We start from the raw sequence: 18,970 nt of genomic DNA on the forward strand, positions 1-18,970 counted from the left end.
TCTGTTGGCGCAGAACCTTTGGGATGTTCTCTTCGAAGGTAGCCAATTGATGCCAATTCATCAAGAGCGCTCGTGGCAACCGGAGGCAGACATCTATGCCCTCAACGAGCAGGGCTATCTGGTTATCTTCGAATTGAAGCGCGCTCATGCTGATGGCGGCGCAGTGCACCAGGCGCTCCGATATTGCGAGAAGGCTGGTCGATTTGGCTACGAGAAGCTGGAAGAGATGCTTCGGGCATACCGAAAGGGCAGGCCTGCTAATCTCCAGCAAGAACATCAAATTGGCTTTGACCTGGAACATCCGCTGGACCGGTCGGCCTTCAACAGGAAGCAGCATCTCGTAATTGTTGGGAGCGCTGGCGATGACGAACTGATTCGTAACGTGGACTATTGGAAGTTGAAAGGTCTCTGTCTCAGCTTCATTCCATACAGGGTCTATCAAATCGCTGACGAACACTATTTCGAGTTTTTCTCGCTGCCCTACGACCAGCACTCGAATCCTGGCCTAGCTAAGGGAGTGATTTTTGATACTAACCTCAGTTACAACGAGGAAAGCATCTGGTATATGTGCGATGGCGACCGCGTCGCTGCCTTCGGCAGCATCCAGGGAATTGTGCATTCATTCAGTAAAGGCGACATCGTCTTCCTCTATCACAAAGGGTACGGCATCATCGCAGCGGGACAGGTAAAAAGCGAAGTGAGAGAGGACGCGGCTGCCGACGCAATGTATCGCGAGCTGAAGTGGCTGACGCCGAAACCAGCAAAAGGCAAAGCTTTCAATTTCATGACCGTTTCTCAGATCAAACAGGTGACTGGGCGCAATTTCTGGTGGGCGAAAACGATGAAAGCTCCGTTCTTGAACAAAGAGGATACCGCACACTTGCTGGAAAACCTGAAAGAGATTCTGGCGTGAATCCATGAACGAAGCCGAGACGAGAGCCGAGCATATTGATCCCGCATTAAAGGCGGCGGGCTGGGGGGACGTCGAGGGCAGCCGCATACGGCGCGAGTATGTGATTATGCCTGGCCGCATTGAAGGTCAGGGACGGCGCGGCAAATCTCTGACCGCCGATTACGTGTTGGAGTATCGCAACACCAAGCTGGCCATCATTGAGGCTAAAGCGTGGGACCAGGAGCTGACCGAGGGCGTCGCTCAGGCCAAGAACTACGCCGGAAAGATGGCGATTCGCTACACCTATGCTTCCAATGGCCAGGGCATTTACGGCATCGACACGGAAACTGGGAAGGAGGGCGAGACTCTTACCTATCCCGCGCCGGACGACCTCTGGAACATGACGTTCCCCAAGTCGGTCGCTTGGCGCGACCGGTTCGCCGCCATACCCTACCCGGACAAGAGCGGAACATGGTCACTTCGCTTTTACCAGGAGATCTCCGTCAATCGCGTATTGGAGGCGATTGAAGACGGCAAGGACCGTGTGCTCCTGACGCTGGCGACCGGTACAGGAAAGACATCGATCGCCTTCCAGGTCGCGTGGAAGCTCTTCAATGCCCGCTGGAATTTGACCGACTGGAAGAGCGGAGCGCCGCCTACACGTCGTCCGCGTATCCTTTTCCTTGCGGATCGCAACAACCTCGCTGACCAGGCTTTCAACGACTTAACATACTTCACCGCATTCCCGGACGATGCTCTAGTTCGAATCAAACCGGACGATATCCGCAAGAAGGGCAAGGTGCCAAAGAACGGCAGCATCTTCTTCACCATCTTCCAGACTTTCATGAGCGGCCCGCCCAAGGACGGCAAGCCATCGCCGTACTTTGGCGAGTACCCGCCGGATTTCTTCGATTTCATCATCATCGATGAGTGCCATCGCGGCGGAGCGAATGACGAGAGCACCTGGCGCGACATCCTCGAATACTTCTCTCCTGTGGTTCAACTCGGCCTCACGGCGACACCAAAGCGCCAGGAGAATGCCGATACCTACGCCTACTTCGGCGAGCCGGTGTACATCTACTCGCTCAAGGACGGCATCAATGACGGCTTCCTTACCCCGTTCCGGGTTAAGCAGATCACAACGTCGCTGGACGAGTACACCTACACCGCCGATGACAAGTTGATTGAGGGTGAGATCGAAGTCGGCGATCACTTCGAGGAAGACGACTTCAACAAGATCATCGAGATCAAAGAACGCGAAGCCCACCGGGTCAAGCTGTTCACGGACCAAATTAACCAGAAGGAAAAGACGCTTGTCTTCTGTGCCACGCAGAATCATGCACTGGCTGTCCGCGACCTGATCAACCAGACGAAGACCAGCTCCGACCCGAACTATTGCCAACGAGTCACCGCCAAAGATGGCGAGTTAGGCAACCAACATCTCCGGGACTTCCAGGACAACGACAAGACCATTCCAACGATTTTGACGACTTCGCAAAAGCTCTCGACCGGTGTGGACGCCCGCAACATACGCAACATCGTTCTTATGCGCCCGATCAAGAGCATGATCGAGTTCAAGCAGATCATCGGGCGCGGCACACGGCTTTTCGACGGCAAGGACTACTTCACCATCTACGACTTCGTAAAAGCTTACCTTCACTTCAGAGATCCGGAGTGGGATGGCGAGCCGCGGGAGCCAGAGCCGTGTGCGAAGTGTGGGTACCACCCCTGCCAATGCGTGAAGGAACCGAAGCAACCTTGTCCGATCTGCGGGCACAGCCCCTGCGAGTGTCCAAAGGAGCCCTGCTCAGTTTGCGGCCAGAACCCATGCGAATGCAAAAACAAGACCAAAGCGACGGTGAAGCTTGCCAACGGCAAAGAGCTAACCATTCAGCATATGATCTGCACGACGTTCTGGCATCCCGACGGCACACCCATGTCGGCCCAGCAGTTCCTGGAGTTGCTGTTTGGTAAATTGCCGGAGTTCTTCAAAGACGAGGCTGAGTTGCGGACATTGTGGAGCAACCCTCTTACCCGAAAGATGCTGTTGGTGGGCCTCGCAGAGAAGGGCTTCGGCCCTGAGCAACTGGGCGAGATGCAGAAGATCATCGATGCCGAGAAGAGCGATCTCTTCGACGTGCTCGCATACGTTGCCTACGCTCTCCCGCCGCTAAACCGCGAGGAACGAGCCGCAAGGGCTAAGGTCGTTATCAGCACCCACTTCAATAGCAAGCAGCAGGTCTTTCTGGACTTCGTGCTTGCTCACTACGTAAGTGTCGGGGTCGAAGAGTTGGATCTGGAGAAGCTCACACCCTTGTTGCGGCTCAAGTACCACAACTCCATCTCCGATGCCTTGGCCGACTTGGGAACAGCGGAGGATATTGGGCAGGTCTTCACTGGCTTCCAGCAGTACCTCTACCAGCATCAGGCTGTCGTCTGACGAATCGAAACTGCGACGCGATTCTGCTGAAGGTTCCCGTCACCACCGAACCCACATCTATCGGTCGCAGCCCGACTCGTTCCTCTGCAGCAGCCGCTTTCGCAGTAGCGAGTAGAAGTCCCGGTACTCCTTCATGTCCTTATTAGTCCGTATGAGGAAAATCGCGGCCGAGAAGTTCGCAAAACCTTCACTCATCCACAGATCACGATAGCTTTCAAATCCGATCGTCTGGCCCCACCACTGGTGTGCCACCTCGTGTGCCGTAACCACCTTCCAGTACGTCGGATCGCTGCCGAGAACGCCGATCTGGTTCTGAATGGTTGAATCCCAGAAGTAGCAAATTGGCGGGTGGACGAGCGTCGGCCAGCTCTGGCCATGGGTTCGGATCCAACTGTTCGATGGAATTACTGGATTTCGTCTCAACCATCTTGGTAGGCATACGGACCTATTGCCTTGCAGTCATAAACCTTGCGATGCTTTTGTGGATTAATTGGGCTGCTGTGACACACGGTTCATGAGTACTATGATCGTCATAGCGGACTAGTGTCCTTCTACCATCGTGTACGCTACTCAGCCTTTCCTATCGAACGCTCTTCGTATATTTTTTTAAAGTAAACGAACGCCAGTTTTTTTTCGCCGGCCTCCGAGACAAGACCTTTGCGATTGAAGCCATCTTGAAGTTTTGGGATATTCCGGGTGGTTGAACGAAAGTCCATAAGCACCCATGGAGTTATGCCGCGGAGTTGAGGAATTTGGTTGAGCATGACGAGTTGATGCTTGAAAACATCGACTTGTTGTTCTTCGGTCCAGCGCTGGTTGATGGCACCGTGGTTACCGAACTTCGCTTCGGCGCCGAACTCGCTCATGACAACTGGTTTTTGTGGAAAGATCCACTGAATTTTGTCGGCGTCTTCGGGAGTAAGTTCATACCAACCGATATATTCATTCTGGCCAATGACGTCGAGCGCATCGCAGAGTGGATCATTAACAACTCTCTCATTGCCGTTGGGCTTCGGTCCGAGCACTGCTGAAGTGATCGGGCGGGTCGGGTCAAGCTTGCGCGCTTCATTGGCGAGGTCGGTGAGGAACTTCGTCCGAATAGGATTGTTAGGTGTCTCATTGGAGACGGACCAGAGGATGACGGATGCCTTGTTGCGGTCACGGCGGATCATTTCTCTGAGCATTGTGACGTCTTTGGCATAGACTTCTGGTTTGTCGAAGGAGATGTGCTGCCAGTTTGGAATTTCAGACCAGATCATGATGCCGTTGCGATCGGCGGCACGTTCCATACGTTCGTCGTGCGGATAGTGTGCTAAGCGAGCGAAGTTGGCGTTGAGGTCTTTGAGGTAGCTGAAGAGCATCGCGACGTCCAGGTCGGTGTTGACGCGGCCTCCGCGAATGGGCGCTTCAGCATGTACGTTAACGCCTTGGAGGAAGATAGCCTTCCCGTTGAGAAGGATGCGAGTGCCATCGACTCGGATCTCGCGGAAGCCAATGTCGTCGCTAAGCCTGTCATCGCCTGAGGCAAGGTTTACCTTGTAGAGCTTTGGCGTTTCGGGCGACCAGAGGGTGAGCTTTGCGGCCTTAACGGTGAAGGCGGCGTTCCCGTCGGCATCCGTCTTGGCGATAGTCTTCGCGCCTGCTTCAGGAATGTCGATTGTTACCGATGTTCCCGCGGGCGCGTCGAGCACGTGAACATATCCGGTAAGTTCGGTGTTGCCAGGCTCGAATTGGGCTTTGTGTGCGAGGTGGACGTCGTAGTCGTCGATGAAGATCGCGGGCACGGTCACAAGTGAAACATCGCGCGTGAGGCCCCCATAGTTGAACCAGTCATAACCGACGGAAGGGATGCCATCGACGAGCCGCGTGGCATCGACAGCGATGACGACAAAGTTGGATCCGGCGTGGAGAACGGAGGTGACCTCGCAGTCGAACTGCGTGAACCCACCCTCGTGATCGCAGACCCGCTTCTGATTGACCCAGACGTGAGAGCGGTAGTTGGCGGCCCCAATATGGAGGAAAGTGCGCGTGCCTGGCTTCGGGTAGGCGTCGAAGTCTCGCTGATACCAGAGCACACCCTCGTAGTTGAAAAGTTGGGGGACCTGGGTGTTCCAATCGCCCGGAACTTTGATGGTGGGTGCGGTAGCGAAGTCGTATTCCTCGTTGTGCTTGCCAACGATGTTGGGATGCTCATTCAGGGCGTAGGACCTGTCATTGAGCTCGCCACTTCCGGTGTACAAGGCGCGTCCCGGGGCCTGGTCGACGAGGTAGTGCCAGTCTCCGTTTAGACTGGTGACGGTCCTGTGGTCGATGCCTACGAGAAGCGTTTTGAGTGGTTGTTGCCCCAGAGCGGGCAGCATCGGTCCCAAGCAGAGCAGCAGGGTCGCAATGTTACGGGGGATTAGGCACAATGCGGCGGAGCGTTTCGACAACTGAATCATTCCAATCATTCCTCGAAAGCGAGCATATAGGTTTCTGGGTGAGCCACGCGAATACTAATTAATATGGTGACATCAGCTGACGTGAGTTGCTCTCTGGATCGTAGAGTCTTGCCCTCATAGTTCCTAATTATCACAGTGGCCTGAGAATGGACGGCTCGGAGTTTGAAGAATGCGATTGTCCGGCGGTACCCTGAAGCATATTTCGAACTTCGTTTTGCCCTGCCTGTCTTTATTTGCGGTTAGCGCCTGCGTCCATGCACAAGTCGATGTTCTGACGCAGCACAATGACAATTTGCGGACGGGTGCAAATCTGCGAGAGCCGATGCTGACCCCGGCAAATGTAAATCAGGCCCAGTTTGGGATGCTATTCAAGCAGGTCGTGGACGACCAGATCTATACGCAGCCGCCGGTGGTGACTGGAGTGGCGGTCGACGGAGGCACGCGCGATCTTGTGTATGTGACCACGGTGAACAACAGCGTCTATGCCTTCGACGCCAACGATGCGGCAGCCCCGGCGCCGGTATGGCATGTGAACTTCGGAACGCCGGCAAACCTGCACAGTGAAAATTTCGGTTGCCTGGACATCAATGGACAGATGGGCATCATTGGCACGCCCGTGATCGACAAAGCGCGCGGAGTGTTGTACGTGGTTGCGCTGACGCGGGCGGGTGCGGCGAATGGTCCGCGGACCGGATTCCTGCAAAAACTTCATGCGCTGGATCTGGCGACGGGGTGAGCGTACTTAGCACTTCCGTTACAAAACAGACCGGAGACATGGTTTACAGCGAAGCGCGACGGCGACTTTACCTACGCATTGGGCAACGCACGACGATGTTGTATGCCCTGGAAAGAGAGTCGAATCAGGGATCAACGTTTGCAGTTCTTATCGAGTTATCAGAAGGAAGAGATGTCAGTAGCGGACCTGTGTCGCGCGTATGGAATCTCGCGTCCAACAGCCTACCGCTGGATCAACCGTTACAACGAGACGGGACCAGAAGGACTCGTGGACCGCAGCCGCCGCCCGCATACCTGTTCGCACGCGACGCTTGAGCCGATGGAGAACGCTATTCTCGTGCTTCGTGCCAAGCATCCCTCTTGGGGCGCACGCAAACTGAAGGCAAGGCTGGAAATGCTACAGCCGGACCTCGTGTGGCCCGCGGCTAGCACATTCGGCAACATCTTGAGCCGCGCGGGTTTGACCAGTCCGCAGAGAAAGAGGAAGCGCACCACGCCATGCTCGGAACCGTTCTCTCTGGTCACTGGCCCGAATCAGTTGTGGTGCATGGATTTCAAGGGCTACTTCGCCACAGGCGACGGAAAGCGATGTGACCCGTTCACCATCACGGACGCGCATAGCCGTTTTTTGATTCGTTGCCAGATCGTCTCGCGTATAGACCTGAGCCAGGTCCGAGCAATCTGCGAGACGGCGATGCGGGAGTACGGCGTGCCGGCACGGATCAGAACAGACAACGGCGCACCCTTTGCGGGCACAGGGTTAATGGGGCTATCGAAGCTCTCGCTAGGCTGGATGAAGCTCGGGATCGTGCATGGGCGCATTCAAGCAGGTCGGCCACAACAAAATGGTCGCCATGAGCGGATGCATCGCACGCTGAAGGAGGACACGACAAAACCGCCTGCGGCATCGCTTCGTGCACAGCAGAGCCGCTTCGATAACTTTCGCTACGTCTTCAATAACGAGCGCCCGCATGAGGGTTTGAACAACCGGGTTCCAGCAAGTGTTTACATTCCCAGCTCCGTTAGAATGCCCCGCAAGCTGCCGGAGTACAAGTACCCGAAGGGTGTTCTTCTCCGAAGGGTGAACAACAGCGGCGACATCAGCTGGCACCAAACTCGGATATTCATTAGCGAAGTATTTCGCTTTGAAGAGCTGGCTTTTGAGTTGGTCACACCAGATTTCTACAAAGTCTTCTTTCGAGACATGGAGATCGGAGAACTGAATGCGGAAGAACTTCGTTTTAGAGCCGCGCGGCGAGTGGTTTGAGCTTGCCGATGAGCGCATTGGCCTGAATGCAACAATTGAATTCAGGATTACTAAACAGAAACAGGCATGCGGGAGTAGTCTCTCTGCACTTGCCAGCGTTCTGCGAGCATTGACTCACTCCAACTTGGAGGTAGCCCGGCACGGGTAGTCCATCACTGGATTATGTGGACGGCCTTGATACCTGGCAGCCCCGCGATGCCGGCATGTACGCGCAAATGGGTCAGGATCTGGACGAGCATGGCTATCTGAAATCTGCACGATGATGGCGCACTTTGCTCTTTTATCCGGAGCCGGAGGCAATGCTGTATCTCTCGCTCGGGCGAGTCGCGCAGTCTTACCAAATGCATTGGCCGATTATAGTGAAGGGCCCACCCAAGGGTTGAGAAAAATATCCATCGTCTAGAGGAAGACAACACAACGACTTATCCAGTACGTTCATCCGTGTAGTCCGCCAAGCAATTTCTTTCCCTTGAACATAGGTGACCCTGCCACTGGTATTTCCGCCACGGCTCTCTAACTTACGGAACTTTTCGCTATGCGATATGTTCTTGGCGCACAGTGAAACGACGATTCATGTAACGGGTTTCACGCGAAGCACCGGCGTCACTCTGTTTGTAGTTCCAGTCTGCTGGGAGGCTCGAGAGCAACATGAAAATCGTTTGCAACGTACTGGCATTTGTAGTCCTTGCTTGTCTCAGTTTGTCTGCTCAGCAAATCACGGGAAACATTCGCGGAACGGTTTCAGATCCAAGCGGCGCTGTCATTCAGGGCTCCGCGGTCACAGCATGGCAGGTGGAAACGGGCCTTTCGCGCAGCACGACCACCGATCGCAACGGTAATTACGTTCTTCTGGAACTCCCGGTCGGACATTACCGCCTGCAGGTCGCAGCGAAAGGTTTCCAGCAATATGTGCAGGACGGCATCACGCTCAACGTGAACGAGACGGCATCAGTCTCGCCACGTCTCGCGGTCGGATCGGAAAAGGCGCAGGTGCTGGTGAGCGCCGATGCCGACTTGATTGAGCCAACCGTCACCAGCATGGGTAAGGTAGTCCAACAGCGCGAATTGGAAGATCTACCGCTGAATGGTCGCAACTTTTCGCAACTTGGCCTGTTGCAGCCCGGAGTCGTTCCCTTGACGCCCGGGATAGCCGAAGCTGGCGGATCGCTGCGCAACGGACAGGCATATGCGGTCAATGGCCAGCGGCCTGAATCGAACAACTTTCTCATCGACGGCGCGAACAACTTCAACGGGGTCGACGGCGGATTCGTCCTCAAGCCTCCGGTGGACGCGATCAGCGAGTTCCGCATCATTACGCATAGCGCGAATGCAGAGTTCGGAAATACGCTAGGATCGACGACAAACATCATCACGCGGTCGGGCACGAACCAAATCCACGGGGCGTTGTGGGAGTTCCTGCGCAACGACGCAGTCGACGCCAACAATTACTTTTACTCGGGGCCGTCTAAGGAGCCGCTGAAACAAAACCAGTTTGGCGCGACGATCGGAGGGCCGATAAAAAAGGATAAAGCCTTCGTTTTCGGCTTTTATGAAGGCTTCCGCAATCGTCAAGGCGAAACAGGACTTACCCCAGTGCCGTCGCTGCAGCAGCGTACAGGTGACTTCTCCCAACTCTGCCCGGAGGGCTTCTCGCACGGCTTCTGCAATAACCCTGAGAACCAGCTTTTCAACGTCTTCGCCAATGCACCCTACCTGAATAACCAGGTGCCGCAAGACCAGTTCAACCCGATTTCAAAAAACCTGCTGCAGTTCTTCCCGCTTCCGAACAACGGCACCAATCTGTTCTCCACCACCCAAGTTTTAACCAACAATACCGATCAGTTCGGAATCAAAGTTGATGACTACCTGACTCAAAAGGACATGCTGAACTTCAATTACATGTTCAACCAGCTCTCCCAGGTAGATCCGCTATCGCCGGGCGGCGCCAGCGTGCCGGGCTTCCCAATAGGCGAAAACCAGCGGGCGCAGATCTTTGTCGCACAAGAGACGCACACCTTTTCGCCGAACCTCATCGCTGTAGCGCGATTCTCGTTTCTCCGCAACAAGTTCCTTTACGGCGAGCACGAAGATCATCAGCCGCCCTCAGACTTCGGATTCCAATACGAACCGAGTCTCGCTATCGCCACTGGACCTCCATTCATCCAAGTGAATGGCTATTCCGCGATTGGTGATCCGATCACGGGCCCACGCAACACCTACGAAAACGTCTTTGATTACTCTGGATCGGTGAGCTGGGTGCGCGGCAAGCACACAATGAAATTCGGCGGAGGATATCAGCATCAGCAAATCAACGTGCTGCAAGGAATTGCGACCAACGGCTTCTTCGTATTCGCACCGTTCCCGGTTACGGACGCGTTCGCCAGCTTCCTCACCGGGCAGGCGGTCGTCTTCCTGCAAGGCATCGGCGATTTCTCGCGCGGTATTCGCGGCAACAATGCGAACCTGTACGTGCAGGATACGTACAAGGTCGCGCCGCGAGTAACGATCAATGCCGGACTGCGTTACGAGTTGCCCGTCCCGTATACCGAAATTCATAACCGGGTATCGTTGTTTGAGCCGGGGAAGCAATCTCAGGTCATGCCGAATGCGCCGGTGGGACTGTTATACCCAGGCGATCCCGGTGTGCCCGCGGGCCTGATCCAAACCGATCTGAAGGCATTCGCGCCGCGGTTTGGAGTCGCGTGGGACCCGAACGGTAATGGCAAGTTGCTGATCACTTCGACATACGGTATTTTCTATGAGCCTTATTACACCGGACAGGGCGGCCCTTTGCAGGCGCCGATCAGTGCACCTCCGTTCCTCGGAACACCACAGGTGAGCCTGCCGGACTTTGCGGATCCATTCAACGGCCATCCTCCTGCCGTAGGAACGTTTTCCGCAGCACTCACGAACCTGACTCTATCGCCGACGTTGACACTCCCTTACGCGCAGGATTGGGACCTAAACCTGCAGCAGTCGTTCGGGTCCGATTTGCTGTTCGAGATCGGATATGTGGGCACAAAGGGAACGCGCCTGCCACGCTTTATAGAAGCGAACCCGGCGGTGTTCGTCCCCGGAACCGTAAACGGCCAGCCGATCTCGAATTCCAGCAATGCCGATCAACGGCGGCTCTATTCAGGCTGCACACTCGCGGAGTCGCCGAGCAGTTGCAAGTTTTCATCGACCGGTGAGATCACGAGCATTGCCAATTCGTTGTACAACGCGTTGCAAGCGTCGATGCGCAAGCGGTTCAGCCATGGGCTGTCATTTCTCGTGTCGTACACGTGGTCGAAGACGATCGACGATGTGTCGTCGTTCAACATAACTGGATCGGCGGCGAAGCCAGTCGCGGGCGAAAATGATCTAGCTCAGGATCCGTTCAATCTCGCAGCAGAGCGTGGGCTCTCACTGTTCGACGTGCGCAACCGATTCGTTGGAAGCTATGTATGGGCGCTTCCGTTCTGGAACCATCCGCAGAACTGGTACCAGTGGGGATTAGGCCGTTGGCAGTTGGATGGCATAGGAACATTGATGAGCGGCACGCCGTTCACTGTGTTCGACTCGAACGACGTCGCAGCGCAAGGTACCGCGCCGGAGATCACCGGATTTTCCGCGCAGCGACCCAATCTCGTCGGCAATCCCAATAACGGGCCGCGCACGGTTAATTCATGGCTTAATTCCAGTGCTTTCCAGCGACTCGATCCCACAGCCAACGCGGGCCAGTTTGGCACAGAAGGTCGCAACGTGAATGTCGGCCCGGCTTTTGCCGATTGGGATTTCGGTGCGCTTAAGAATTTCAAGGTGACAGAATCAACGCATATACAGTTCCGCGCGGAGCTGTTTAACATCCTGAACCGCACGAACTTCCGGTTGCCCGACAGCGATATCAGTTCGCCGACCTTCAACTATATCCTTGCGGCGGGTACTCCGCGCCAAGTGCAGTTCGCGTTGAAGTTAATGTACTAGCAGGGCCGAACGATTAGAGGTAGAGATGCCAGCAGAGAACAGGGCTGTGGTGGAAGAGATCGCAAAGGGCGTAGTGACCTGCTTCCCGCGCTATCCACCTACTCGAAACCAACGCTTAGGAAAGTGTCTATGCTGACATTGCCCGGCACGTCGGGCCCTCTCTCCATCTTTTGATCGATACCGTTCAGCAACCATCGGTCTTATACACTTTTCTCAAGAGGAGCCGAGTGAACAATCAAGCCAATCCAAGGCGACCAAAACGTGGCAGCTACAGACCCAAGCCGGAGACCCTGGCGCTGCTTAAGACTTCGGGCAACCCAATCAACGGCGTGGGCGAGTTCACGCCTCGCAGACCCTCCCCGTTCTTCTGGCATCCGCCGGATCAGCACCCTTGGGGGGGATTGCAGATGGTAGCGCACGAAAACTCCCGTAAATGTCCTGGTTCAGCCGAGGCATTTCAGGCGGCCTACACCTATCCGGAGTTGGTTCCTGTCGCCGACACTCGCAACGAAGCTACAGCCGAGCAACTCACTGCAGAGCTAACCAGTTTTGCGCTTGCCCACGAGGCGGATGGCATAGGTGTCACAGCCATGGATCCTCTTTATGTCTTCGAAGGATATGCGATCAACGAGCCGTGGGTTGTCGTGCTCGCCCTCGCTCACAACTACGAGCGGCTCAAGGAAGTCCCTTCCGACGAGACAAATGGCGTGGGTGTCTGCGATGTTGGCGACCAGTACGCAAAAGGAACCCGCTCTTCATATGCGTTAGTGATCTGGATTCGCTCGCAGGGTTATAACGCCAAACCATATCCTGGCCCCTCTGCCAACGCTCTAGCGCTCATTCCTCCGGCAATCGCTGCGGGGCTCGGAGAACTGGGCAAGCACGGATCGCTGATTAATCGACACTTCGGATCCGGTGTCCGTCTCGCCGGAATCACAACTGACATGCCACTCATCGCCACCGGTCCCGATCGCTTCGGAGCGGATGAATTCTGCGCTACGTGCCAGATCTGCACCGCCGCGTGTCCGCCCGTCGCGATTGGACCGCAAAAGCAAATGGTACGCGGAGTTGAGCGATGGTATGTTGACTTCGATAAGTGCATTCCCTATTTCACGGAGGCGGCCTCCTGCGGAATCTGCATCGCGGAATGCCCATGGACGCGGCCGGATGTGCGCCCGAAGCTGCTTGCTACGATGACACGCCGATTGGATCAGTAAATCTCAGTTTTGAGCAAGACGATAAATAAGGTCAGCTAGCCGGAGGATACGGCCGAACGATGAATGAGACAATCACTCCGCAAACAGTGAACGAGAGTTCTCGTCACTACATTGGCTGGAGCGTGGTGGCTGCCGCATTTACAGGGGTGATGGTGAGCTTCGCTCCCATCGTCCCGTACACCTTCAGCCTCTTCCTGAATCCGCTCCACGCTTCGTTCGGCTGGAAGCGTGAATCCATCGGTGGCACATTCGCTCTGGCGGCGATCACCGTCGCTCTCGTTTCTCCCGGCATTGGACTTCTGCTTGATCGCTTCCCACCTCGACGCATCATCCTGCCGTCGATCCTGATCTTTGCGTTGGCGCTCGCCTCGCTCAGCAGAGTCGGACCAGACATCAGGCAGTTCTATTTCACATTTTTTGTGCTAGGACTGGTGGCAAACGGAACCGCGCAATTTGCGTATGCGCGCACTGTGCTCTCGTGGTTTCACAAGCACAGAGGATTCGCCCTTGCGATGGTTCTTACAGGCAGTGGAGTTGGCTCGATCATCATCCCACCAGTTACCCAGTGGATGATCGCGAATCATGGGTGGCGAAGCGCTTATGTGCTGCTGGGCGGCATCGCTCTGCTGGGCTTGCCTCTAACCGCATTACTGGTGCGCAACCGGCCCGATACGGGCGTAACGCATGAAGACCACTCAACTGCTGACGGCATGACTGTCGCCGCAGTACTTCGTACTGGATCCTTTTGGATATTGGCCTGCATCATCATGCTCTCGGCGTTCAGCGAAAATGGGCTGGTGACGAATCTAGCAGCGATTCTCACAGAGCACAGGATCACAGCGCAGAGCGCTGCGCTTGCGCTATCTGTGCGCGGCGGCGCTGGCATCATTGGCCGCCTATGTATCGGATTTCTCATCGACCGCTTCTCGCCGCAGCGTATTCAAACATTTGTCCTTCTGCTTTCGGCAACGGGGGCTCTCATCCTTGCTTACGCGGGTACATCGGCCGTCGCGCTAGTAGGAGCCGCGATTTTAGGCGTGGGTCTGGGCAGCGAAGCCGACGTCGCGCCGTATCTGCTCGCGCACTACTTTGGCCGTCGGCATTTTTCGGTACTATACGGCTTGACTTGGACCGCATATGCCATCGGCGGCGCAACAGGTCCCATGGCGATCGGGCGCTGGTACGATCGCGCAGGTTCCTATCAACCTCGCTTTATTGTGTATCTGGCCTGCGTGGCCTTTGCGGCCGTGATGATCAGCCTGTTCTTGCGGCGCGACAGGGAACAGACCTCACATGATAAGGGCGTCATGACTCCGGTAGTCCCGATCTCCCTTGAAGACTAAGTAGGTATCGACTGATTCTCCGGAGAAGCTTAGGCTTCTCCGAATTCCTTATTCGCGAAAAACTCGGAGATTAGTCGCGCATGTCGAGTGCTATACCCAAAGCCTCCGTGAAACACGGAGTCATTTTGGACCAGAAAAGGCCGAAGAGAAGCGCACTCCGCTTCAACCTCACCATCGCGTTATTTGTGTGGGCGCTATGGTTGGTCTTCGGCGGCAGAGGCGCGATCTATCACCTGTTTGTGGATTGGAAGGTCGCGCTCACCATGGTCTTCGGCTCCCTGGTGGGAGGCGGCACCAGTGAAGGCGGAGGCGCGATCGCATTCCCAATCTTCACGAAACTGCTACACATTGCTCCGCGTGATGCCCGCAACTTTTCCGTCGCAATCCAAAGCGTAGGCATGGGAGCAGCCTCCCTAAGCATCCTGTACCTGCGCATTCCAATCGAGAGGCGCGCACTCCTCTTCGCTGGAATTCCGGGCGTTTTTGGAGTAGTTTTCGGTGCGTACTTCGTCGCGCCGTTCATTCCACCAGTCTTCGTGCGGACGTCGTTTACTGTGCTGGTGAGCAGCATGGGTGTGGCCTTACTGCTCATTAATCGCGAAAAGACAGTGTTGCGCAATGAGCGGATTCCGATCTTCACGGCACGCGAGAGAAGCATCCTCATCACTGCCGGATTTCTCGGTGGAGTCGTTAGTGCTCTAGTTGGAACTGGTGAAAACTCCATTGTCTTCATGGTTATGGTGCTTCTGTTCCGCATCAGCGAGAAGATCGTCACACCTACAACAGTCATTCTCATGACCATGGCGACCATTCCGGGCTTCCTGTTGCATGTCTTCGTACTGAAGGACTTCACGCCAATCGTAATGGGTTATTGGTTGGCGGCCGTTCCTGTTGTTGCTGTCGGAGCGCCGCTGGGTGCATGGATCTGTTCTCACATGAACAGGCACTCCATCGTGCTCCTACTGCTCTTCCTCATCGCCCTGGAGCTTTGCAGCACTCTGCTCCTCGTGCCGATGTCCCGGCCTGTGCTCTCGGCATCTCTCGCAACACTTGCTGTGTGCGGGGGTATCGATTGGGCGATGAGCCAAGCTAGACGATATCGCCCTGGAACCTTCCAATCCCCAGTCCATAAACGTGAAACCGGAGTGTAGATCTCGTTCTTCGCCGCTCCAGCCAGAAATGCCTTTCAAAGTTTCCCGTCAGTCTCAACCTTTTGATGGATACGCCTCTCGGCCTCGCTATTGTAAGGTTGCCCGTGCGGTGGTCTGTGCCTTCCGCGCGCCGTATAAGTCGTTCAATTGCCTTATGGAAGACAGGAAGCAGGACGACAAAACGGAACTCCAAACCGATGCGGTTGTCATCGGTGGCGGCCTTGCCGGACAGGCGGCTGCTATCCACCTCGCTCGCGGCGGCTTGCGGGTAATATGTCTCGAACCGCGTGAGTCATTCAACAATATAGTTGGCGAATCTCTCGACTGGTCGGCCCCGCAGCTGTTTGCGCAACTCGGCCTGACCATGGAAGATCTGGTGGCATCAGGCGCCGCCACCTTTAAACGGCATATCACCGTCACAGCACCCGATGGCTCACAGCAGGAATACCTACCCGGTGCCTGGCTTACTAAACGTCCATGGAATGTAGAGATACGCACATTGCACCTGGATCGCCGGCAGGTGCACAACCTGTTGCAGCAGTCGTCGTGTGCTCACGGAGCCGTTACTCTTCACGAGCGCGCCATTGGATTTGAGATTCAGGATCGGCGCATCTCTACCGTTGAGACATCGGGGGGACATTGCATTCGGGCCTCCTGGATCATTGACGCGTCTGGTTCTGCAGCCAGCGTACTCGGAAGAGAATTCAACCTGCCGTTTACGGCATACGGCCCCCACAAGGTCGCGCTCTGGGCGCACTTTCCTACAGAAGACTGGGTCGAAGGAACTACTCTCTACATGCTCAGCCCAGCCGGTGAATATATGGAGTGGATCTGGGAGATCCCAATTCGTCCCGGCGTCAGCAGCATTGGATATATCGCACCCGGATCGAAGATTAAGGTGCAACGCGCCCATGGCTTGAAGAATCTCGATCTGCTTGCACAGCAGATGCAGAAGTTCGCTCGCCTAAGCGCTCTCGCCAGTGACGCTCCACCCGAGCGAATCGCAGTCACGTCGTTCCTCTGCCGTACTTACATGGGTGTCTGCGGGCCAAACTGGATAATCATCGGAGAGGCCGCCTCGCAGTCTGACCCGATTACAGGTAACGGAGTTACGGCCGCCCTTCGACACGCTGAGGAAGCAAGCGCCCTTATCTGCAAATATCGCCACCGGCAAAGCATTCCGGTCCTCGCAAGAACTCCATATAACCTGCGCGTCAGCGGAGTTGGCCGCTACTTCAACAGCCTGATCGAGAAGTTGTTTTACGAATCGCCCATCCGCACTCGACTAGGTCTGTTCGGCACAGCACGGACATACACAGTTCCCGCTTGGCTTACCAATCTTGTGTATTCTCGCATGCGCCCGAGACGCATCTTAGGGACCTTAATCTTTTGTTCTGCTCTGGTCGCCATCAGGGCAACTGCATGGGCCTTGTTTCAACTTAGCCGCTTGTTCGTCACGCGGTCCAGCGACTCGCTCCAAACTGTCGATGGCAGAAGGGGGCAACGCCGTGCATTGCATATATCAAGGTAAGGGCGATGCCATTCTCTTCATCCACGGCATGCCTACCAACCGCATGCTGTGGGGCCCCCTCATCCAGGAACTCTCCAGCGATCACCGATGCTTTGCTGTCGACCTGCCCGGCATGGGAGAGACGCCATTCGTTCCATATAGGCTTGGATATCTCGATCGCCAGGCTGAGCAGATCGAACAGCTTCGCATACAGCATGGCATAGAGAAGTGGCATGTTGTGGGACACGACGCAGGCTCTGCCGTCGCTGTGCAGTACGCGGCCCGCTTTTCACCCCGTGTGTCGTGTCTTGCGCTCATGTCTCCGGCAATCTTTCCCGATCTCAAACCGTTTTATCTTTTGAACGCCCTTCGCAAACCGCTCGTGGGAGAAGTGCTGGCTCCAGTGCTGCATCTGATCTTCTGGCGGATCGCGATGCGTCGAGCCCTTGCCGGCGAATCGAACGAAACCCCGCTCCGCGCGTTTTATAAACCTTTCTCCGGCTTCACTGGCTCCTGGCAACTCATGCGACTCGTTCGTTGGGGCAAACCTCAAGATATGTTGGGTGAAATCCCGGCCAAGCTCGCGGCATTACTGATGCCCACTCTGCTCTTCCAGGGATCACGCGATGTTTTGCCCGCATCTTTCGTCGAGCGAGCAGCTTCGCTCATCCCGCACTCAACAGTCGTTACGCTCGACACAGGACACTTCATTCCTCTCGATAAGCCAAAGGATGTCGCAGTCTGCCTTCAAAGCTTCTTTGCGGAGAACAGCGGTACGAACGATACTGCCATCCGAGCGACCAATCGCAGTGCGTGGAGCTCTCACACCGTGCCTGCCGAACCGTTGCCCTTGCCAGTCGTTTTATAGCCGCAGCCAATCTGCCGAGCAGAGGCTGCTTCCGTTTTCAAAAAACAGGCTTCATCGAGCGTACAACGCGATAGACCCTTTCGACCTTCACCTACGCCGATTCATTGGACCAATAGTGATGGCTATACTTTAAAAATGATTCACCTCCGGACGGTGCCGCTCTTCGATCCCGGCGCGCAACCCGCCTCATGGAATGAGCGCATGTCGCCTGGCGAGTATGCAGTTCATTACTCAAGTTTCGATAAAGTCGCTCGCGGAATCGGCCCAAGCTGCACGATTCTCGGAAGCTTGGAAGACGCCGAAGAATATGCCAAAGCACAGGTCACGCTCAATCCCGAACTGCGCTGCAGAATCTACGACGATCGAGGATTCGTTGGTGCTCCCATCCTCGAAGTCTGCGGACCGCGATACAAAGGGGAGAGTGAAATCTCACCACGTTTCCGCAGATGGTTCGGATCGCTGCTATTTTTCGGCGGACTCGCATTGGTCATCGTGGACTGGAGCTCGGACTTCAAGCTCACATGGCCCGCAACCATCGGCGCACGCATGCTTATTCCGGGCCTTATCCTGCTCGTAACAGAACTAGCCCTGATGCTCCATGCCAAGCGGAAGCATATCCACGATGAGGTGCGGAAGTCCGTATGACACTCCTGCTTCTGCAAATGACGACCGTACTGTTGACCGCTCTTGTCTTTGGTTGGATTGCTCGCAAATGCGGTCAGGCCAGAGTCATCGGCGAAATTGTTGGCGGTATCTTTCTTGGCCCTTCTGCGTTTGGCCGCATCGCTCCTCATGCCTCGGCCCGCTTGTTTCCCCAAAGCTCGCTCGGGCCTTTTGACGTCCTCAGTACCGTGGGCCTTATCTTGTTTTTGTTTCTTATAGGAACTCAACTCGAATACGAACATCTCCGACAGCACAAGACAACAGCGACGCTCACAAGCGCTTTGAGCATCCTCCTTCCATTCCTCTTCGCGATGGCTGTGGCTCCTTCGCTTCGCACTCGTTTTGCTCCGAGTGAAATCGGGAGCGTCCCCTTCGCCTTATTCCTCGGCGTATCGATGATGGCCAACTGACCTCACCGCCCCGGCTTGTTAACAAACACCTTAGCGAATGGCTCCACGAGCCCTGCAGCCATTGCCG

General features: G+C 55.6%; 14 protein-coding genes. 12 read left to right on the forward strand and 2 right to left on the reverse strand.

Annotated features, from left to right (window positions below; translation table 11 throughout):
• Window positions 1-4: 4 nt before the first annotated feature.
• Window positions 5-913 (forward strand): hypothetical protein, encoded by a 909-nt coding sequence (locus HDF14_RS17525; RefSeq protein WP_183979194.1) that lies wholly within the window; start codon window positions 5-7, stop codon window positions 911-913.
• A gap of 4 nt (window positions 914-917) precedes the next feature.
• Window positions 918-3,332 carry an EcoAI/FtnUII family type I restriction enzme subunit R gene (gene hsdR, locus HDF14_RS17530; RefSeq protein ID WP_183979195.1) on the forward strand — a complete coding sequence of 805 codons (2,415 nt, stop codon included), beginning with the start codon at window positions 918-920 and terminating at the stop codon, window positions 3,330-3,332.
• A 57-nt stretch (window positions 3,333-3,389) separates the two neighbouring features.
• Here the strand turns inward: hsdR and HDF14_RS17535 are convergent, their stop codons facing one another.
• Window positions 3,390-3,755 (reverse strand): M1 family aminopeptidase, encoded by a 366-nt coding sequence (locus tag HDF14_RS17535; RefSeq protein ID WP_183979197.1) that lies wholly within the window; start codon window positions 3,753-3,755, stop codon window positions 3,390-3,392.
• A 143-nt stretch (window positions 3,756-3,898) separates the two neighbouring features.
• A complete protein-coding gene (locus HDF14_RS17540; protein ID WP_183979199.1) occupies window positions 3,899-5,773 on the reverse strand; it encodes a glycoside hydrolase family 2 protein in 1,875 nt (624 codons plus the stop codon).
• A gap of 169 nt (window positions 5,774-5,942) precedes the next feature.
• Here HDF14_RS17540 and HDF14_RS17545 point away from each other — a divergent pair, with 169 nt between their 5' ends.
• The 10 genes from HDF14_RS17545 (at window position 5,943) to HDF14_RS17590 (ending at window position 18,903) form a co-directional block, all read left to right on the forward strand.
• Complete coding sequence (locus HDF14_RS17545) at window positions 5,943-6,509, forward strand: PQQ-binding-like beta-propeller repeat protein (RefSeq protein WP_183979201.1); 567 nt, start codon at window positions 5,943-5,945, stop codon at window positions 6,507-6,509.
• A gap of 102 nt (window positions 6,510-6,611) precedes the next feature.
• Entirely contained in the window at window positions 6,612-7,775 is a 1,164-nt protein-coding gene (locus HDF14_RS17550; RefSeq protein ID WP_183979202.1) for an IS481 family transposase, read from the forward strand.
• A gap of 648 nt (window positions 7,776-8,423) precedes the next feature.
• Window positions 8,424-11,741 carry a TonB-dependent receptor gene (locus HDF14_RS17555; RefSeq protein WP_183979204.1) on the forward strand — a complete coding sequence of 1,106 codons (3,318 nt, stop codon included), beginning with the start codon at window positions 8,424-8,426 and terminating at the stop codon, window positions 11,739-11,741.
• Window positions 11,742-11,968: 227 nt separating this feature from the next.
• Window positions 11,969-12,958, forward strand: coding sequence for a 4Fe-4S dicluster domain-containing protein (locus HDF14_RS27240; RefSeq protein WP_183979206.1), 990 nt, complete (start codon window positions 11,969-11,971; stop codon window positions 12,956-12,958).
• Between the two features lie 59 nt (window positions 12,959-13,017).
• Complete coding sequence (locus HDF14_RS17565) at window positions 13,018-14,301, forward strand: MFS transporter (RefSeq protein WP_183979208.1); 1,284 nt, start codon at window positions 13,018-13,020, stop codon at window positions 14,299-14,301.
• An 80-nt stretch (window positions 14,302-14,381) separates the two neighbouring features.
• A complete protein-coding gene (locus HDF14_RS17570; RefSeq protein WP_183979210.1) occupies window positions 14,382-15,452 on the forward strand; it encodes a sulfite exporter TauE/SafE family protein in 1,071 nt (356 codons plus the stop codon).
• 154 nt (window positions 15,453-15,606) lie between these two features.
• Entirely contained in the window at window positions 15,607-16,983 is a 1,377-nt protein-coding gene (locus HDF14_RS17575; RefSeq protein WP_183979211.1) for an NAD(P)/FAD-dependent oxidoreductase, read from the forward strand.
• Window positions 16,961-17,830: an alpha/beta fold hydrolase gene (locus tag HDF14_RS17580; RefSeq protein ID WP_183979213.1), complete on the forward strand. Its 870-nt coding sequence runs from the start codon at window positions 16,961-16,963 to the stop codon at window positions 17,828-17,830. The genes HDF14_RS17575 and HDF14_RS17580 overlap by 23 nt, the downstream gene beginning before the upstream one ends.
• A 135-nt stretch (window positions 17,831-17,965) precedes the next feature.
• A complete protein-coding gene (locus tag HDF14_RS17585) occupies window positions 17,966-18,475 on the forward strand; it encodes a hypothetical protein (protein WP_260698365.1) in 510 nt (169 codons plus the stop codon).
• Complete coding sequence (locus HDF14_RS17590; RefSeq protein WP_183979215.1) at window positions 18,472-18,903, forward strand: cation:proton antiporter; 432 nt, start codon at window positions 18,472-18,474, stop codon at window positions 18,901-18,903. The genes HDF14_RS17585 and HDF14_RS17590 overlap by 4 nt, the downstream gene beginning before the upstream one ends.
• Window positions 18,904-18,970 lie beyond the last annotated feature (67 nt).

The organism is Tunturiibacter gelidiferens, from assembly GCF_014201335.1.
Taxonomy (GTDB): domain Bacteria; phylum Acidobacteriota; class Terriglobia; order Terriglobales; family Acidobacteriaceae; genus Edaphobacter; species Edaphobacter lichenicola_E.

Bases quoted from the DNA above. Each gene is read 5' to 3' on its own strand.
- hsdR (WP_183979195.1), top strand. From the start codon at position 918: ATGAACGAAGCCGAGACGAGAGCCGAGCATATTGATCCCGCATTAAAG.
- HDF14_RS17540 (WP_183979199.1), bottom strand. From the start codon at position 5,773: ATGATTCAGTTGTCGAAACGCTCCGCCGCATTGTGCCTAATCCCCCGT.
- HDF14_RS17545 (WP_183979201.1), top strand. From the start codon at position 5,943: ATGCGATTGTCCGGCGGTACCCTGAAGCATATTTCGAACTTCGTTTTG.
- HDF14_RS17550 (WP_183979202.1), top strand. From the start codon at position 6,612: ATGCCCTGGAAAGAGAGTCGAATCAGGGATCAACGTTTGCAGTTCTTA.
- HDF14_RS17555 (WP_183979204.1), top strand. From the start codon at position 8,424: ATGAAAATCGTTTGCAACGTACTGGCATTTGTAGTCCTTGCTTGTCTC.
- HDF14_RS17565 (WP_183979208.1), top strand. From the start codon at position 13,018: ATGAATGAGACAATCACTCCGCAAACAGTGAACGAGAGTTCTCGTCAC.
- HDF14_RS17570 (WP_183979210.1), top strand. From the start codon at position 14,382: ATGTCGAGTGCTATACCCAAAGCCTCCGTGAAACACGGAGTCATTTTG.
- HDF14_RS17575 (WP_183979211.1), top strand. From the start codon at position 15,607: ATGGAAGACAGGAAGCAGGACGACAAAACGGAACTCCAAACCGATGCG.
- HDF14_RS17585 (WP_260698365.1), top strand. From the start codon at position 17,966: ATGATTCACCTCCGGACGGTGCCGCTCTTCGATCCCGGCGCGCAACCC.
- HDF14_RS17590 (WP_183979215.1), top strand. From the start codon at position 18,472: ATGACACTCCTGCTTCTGCAAATGACGACCGTACTGTTGACCGCTCTT.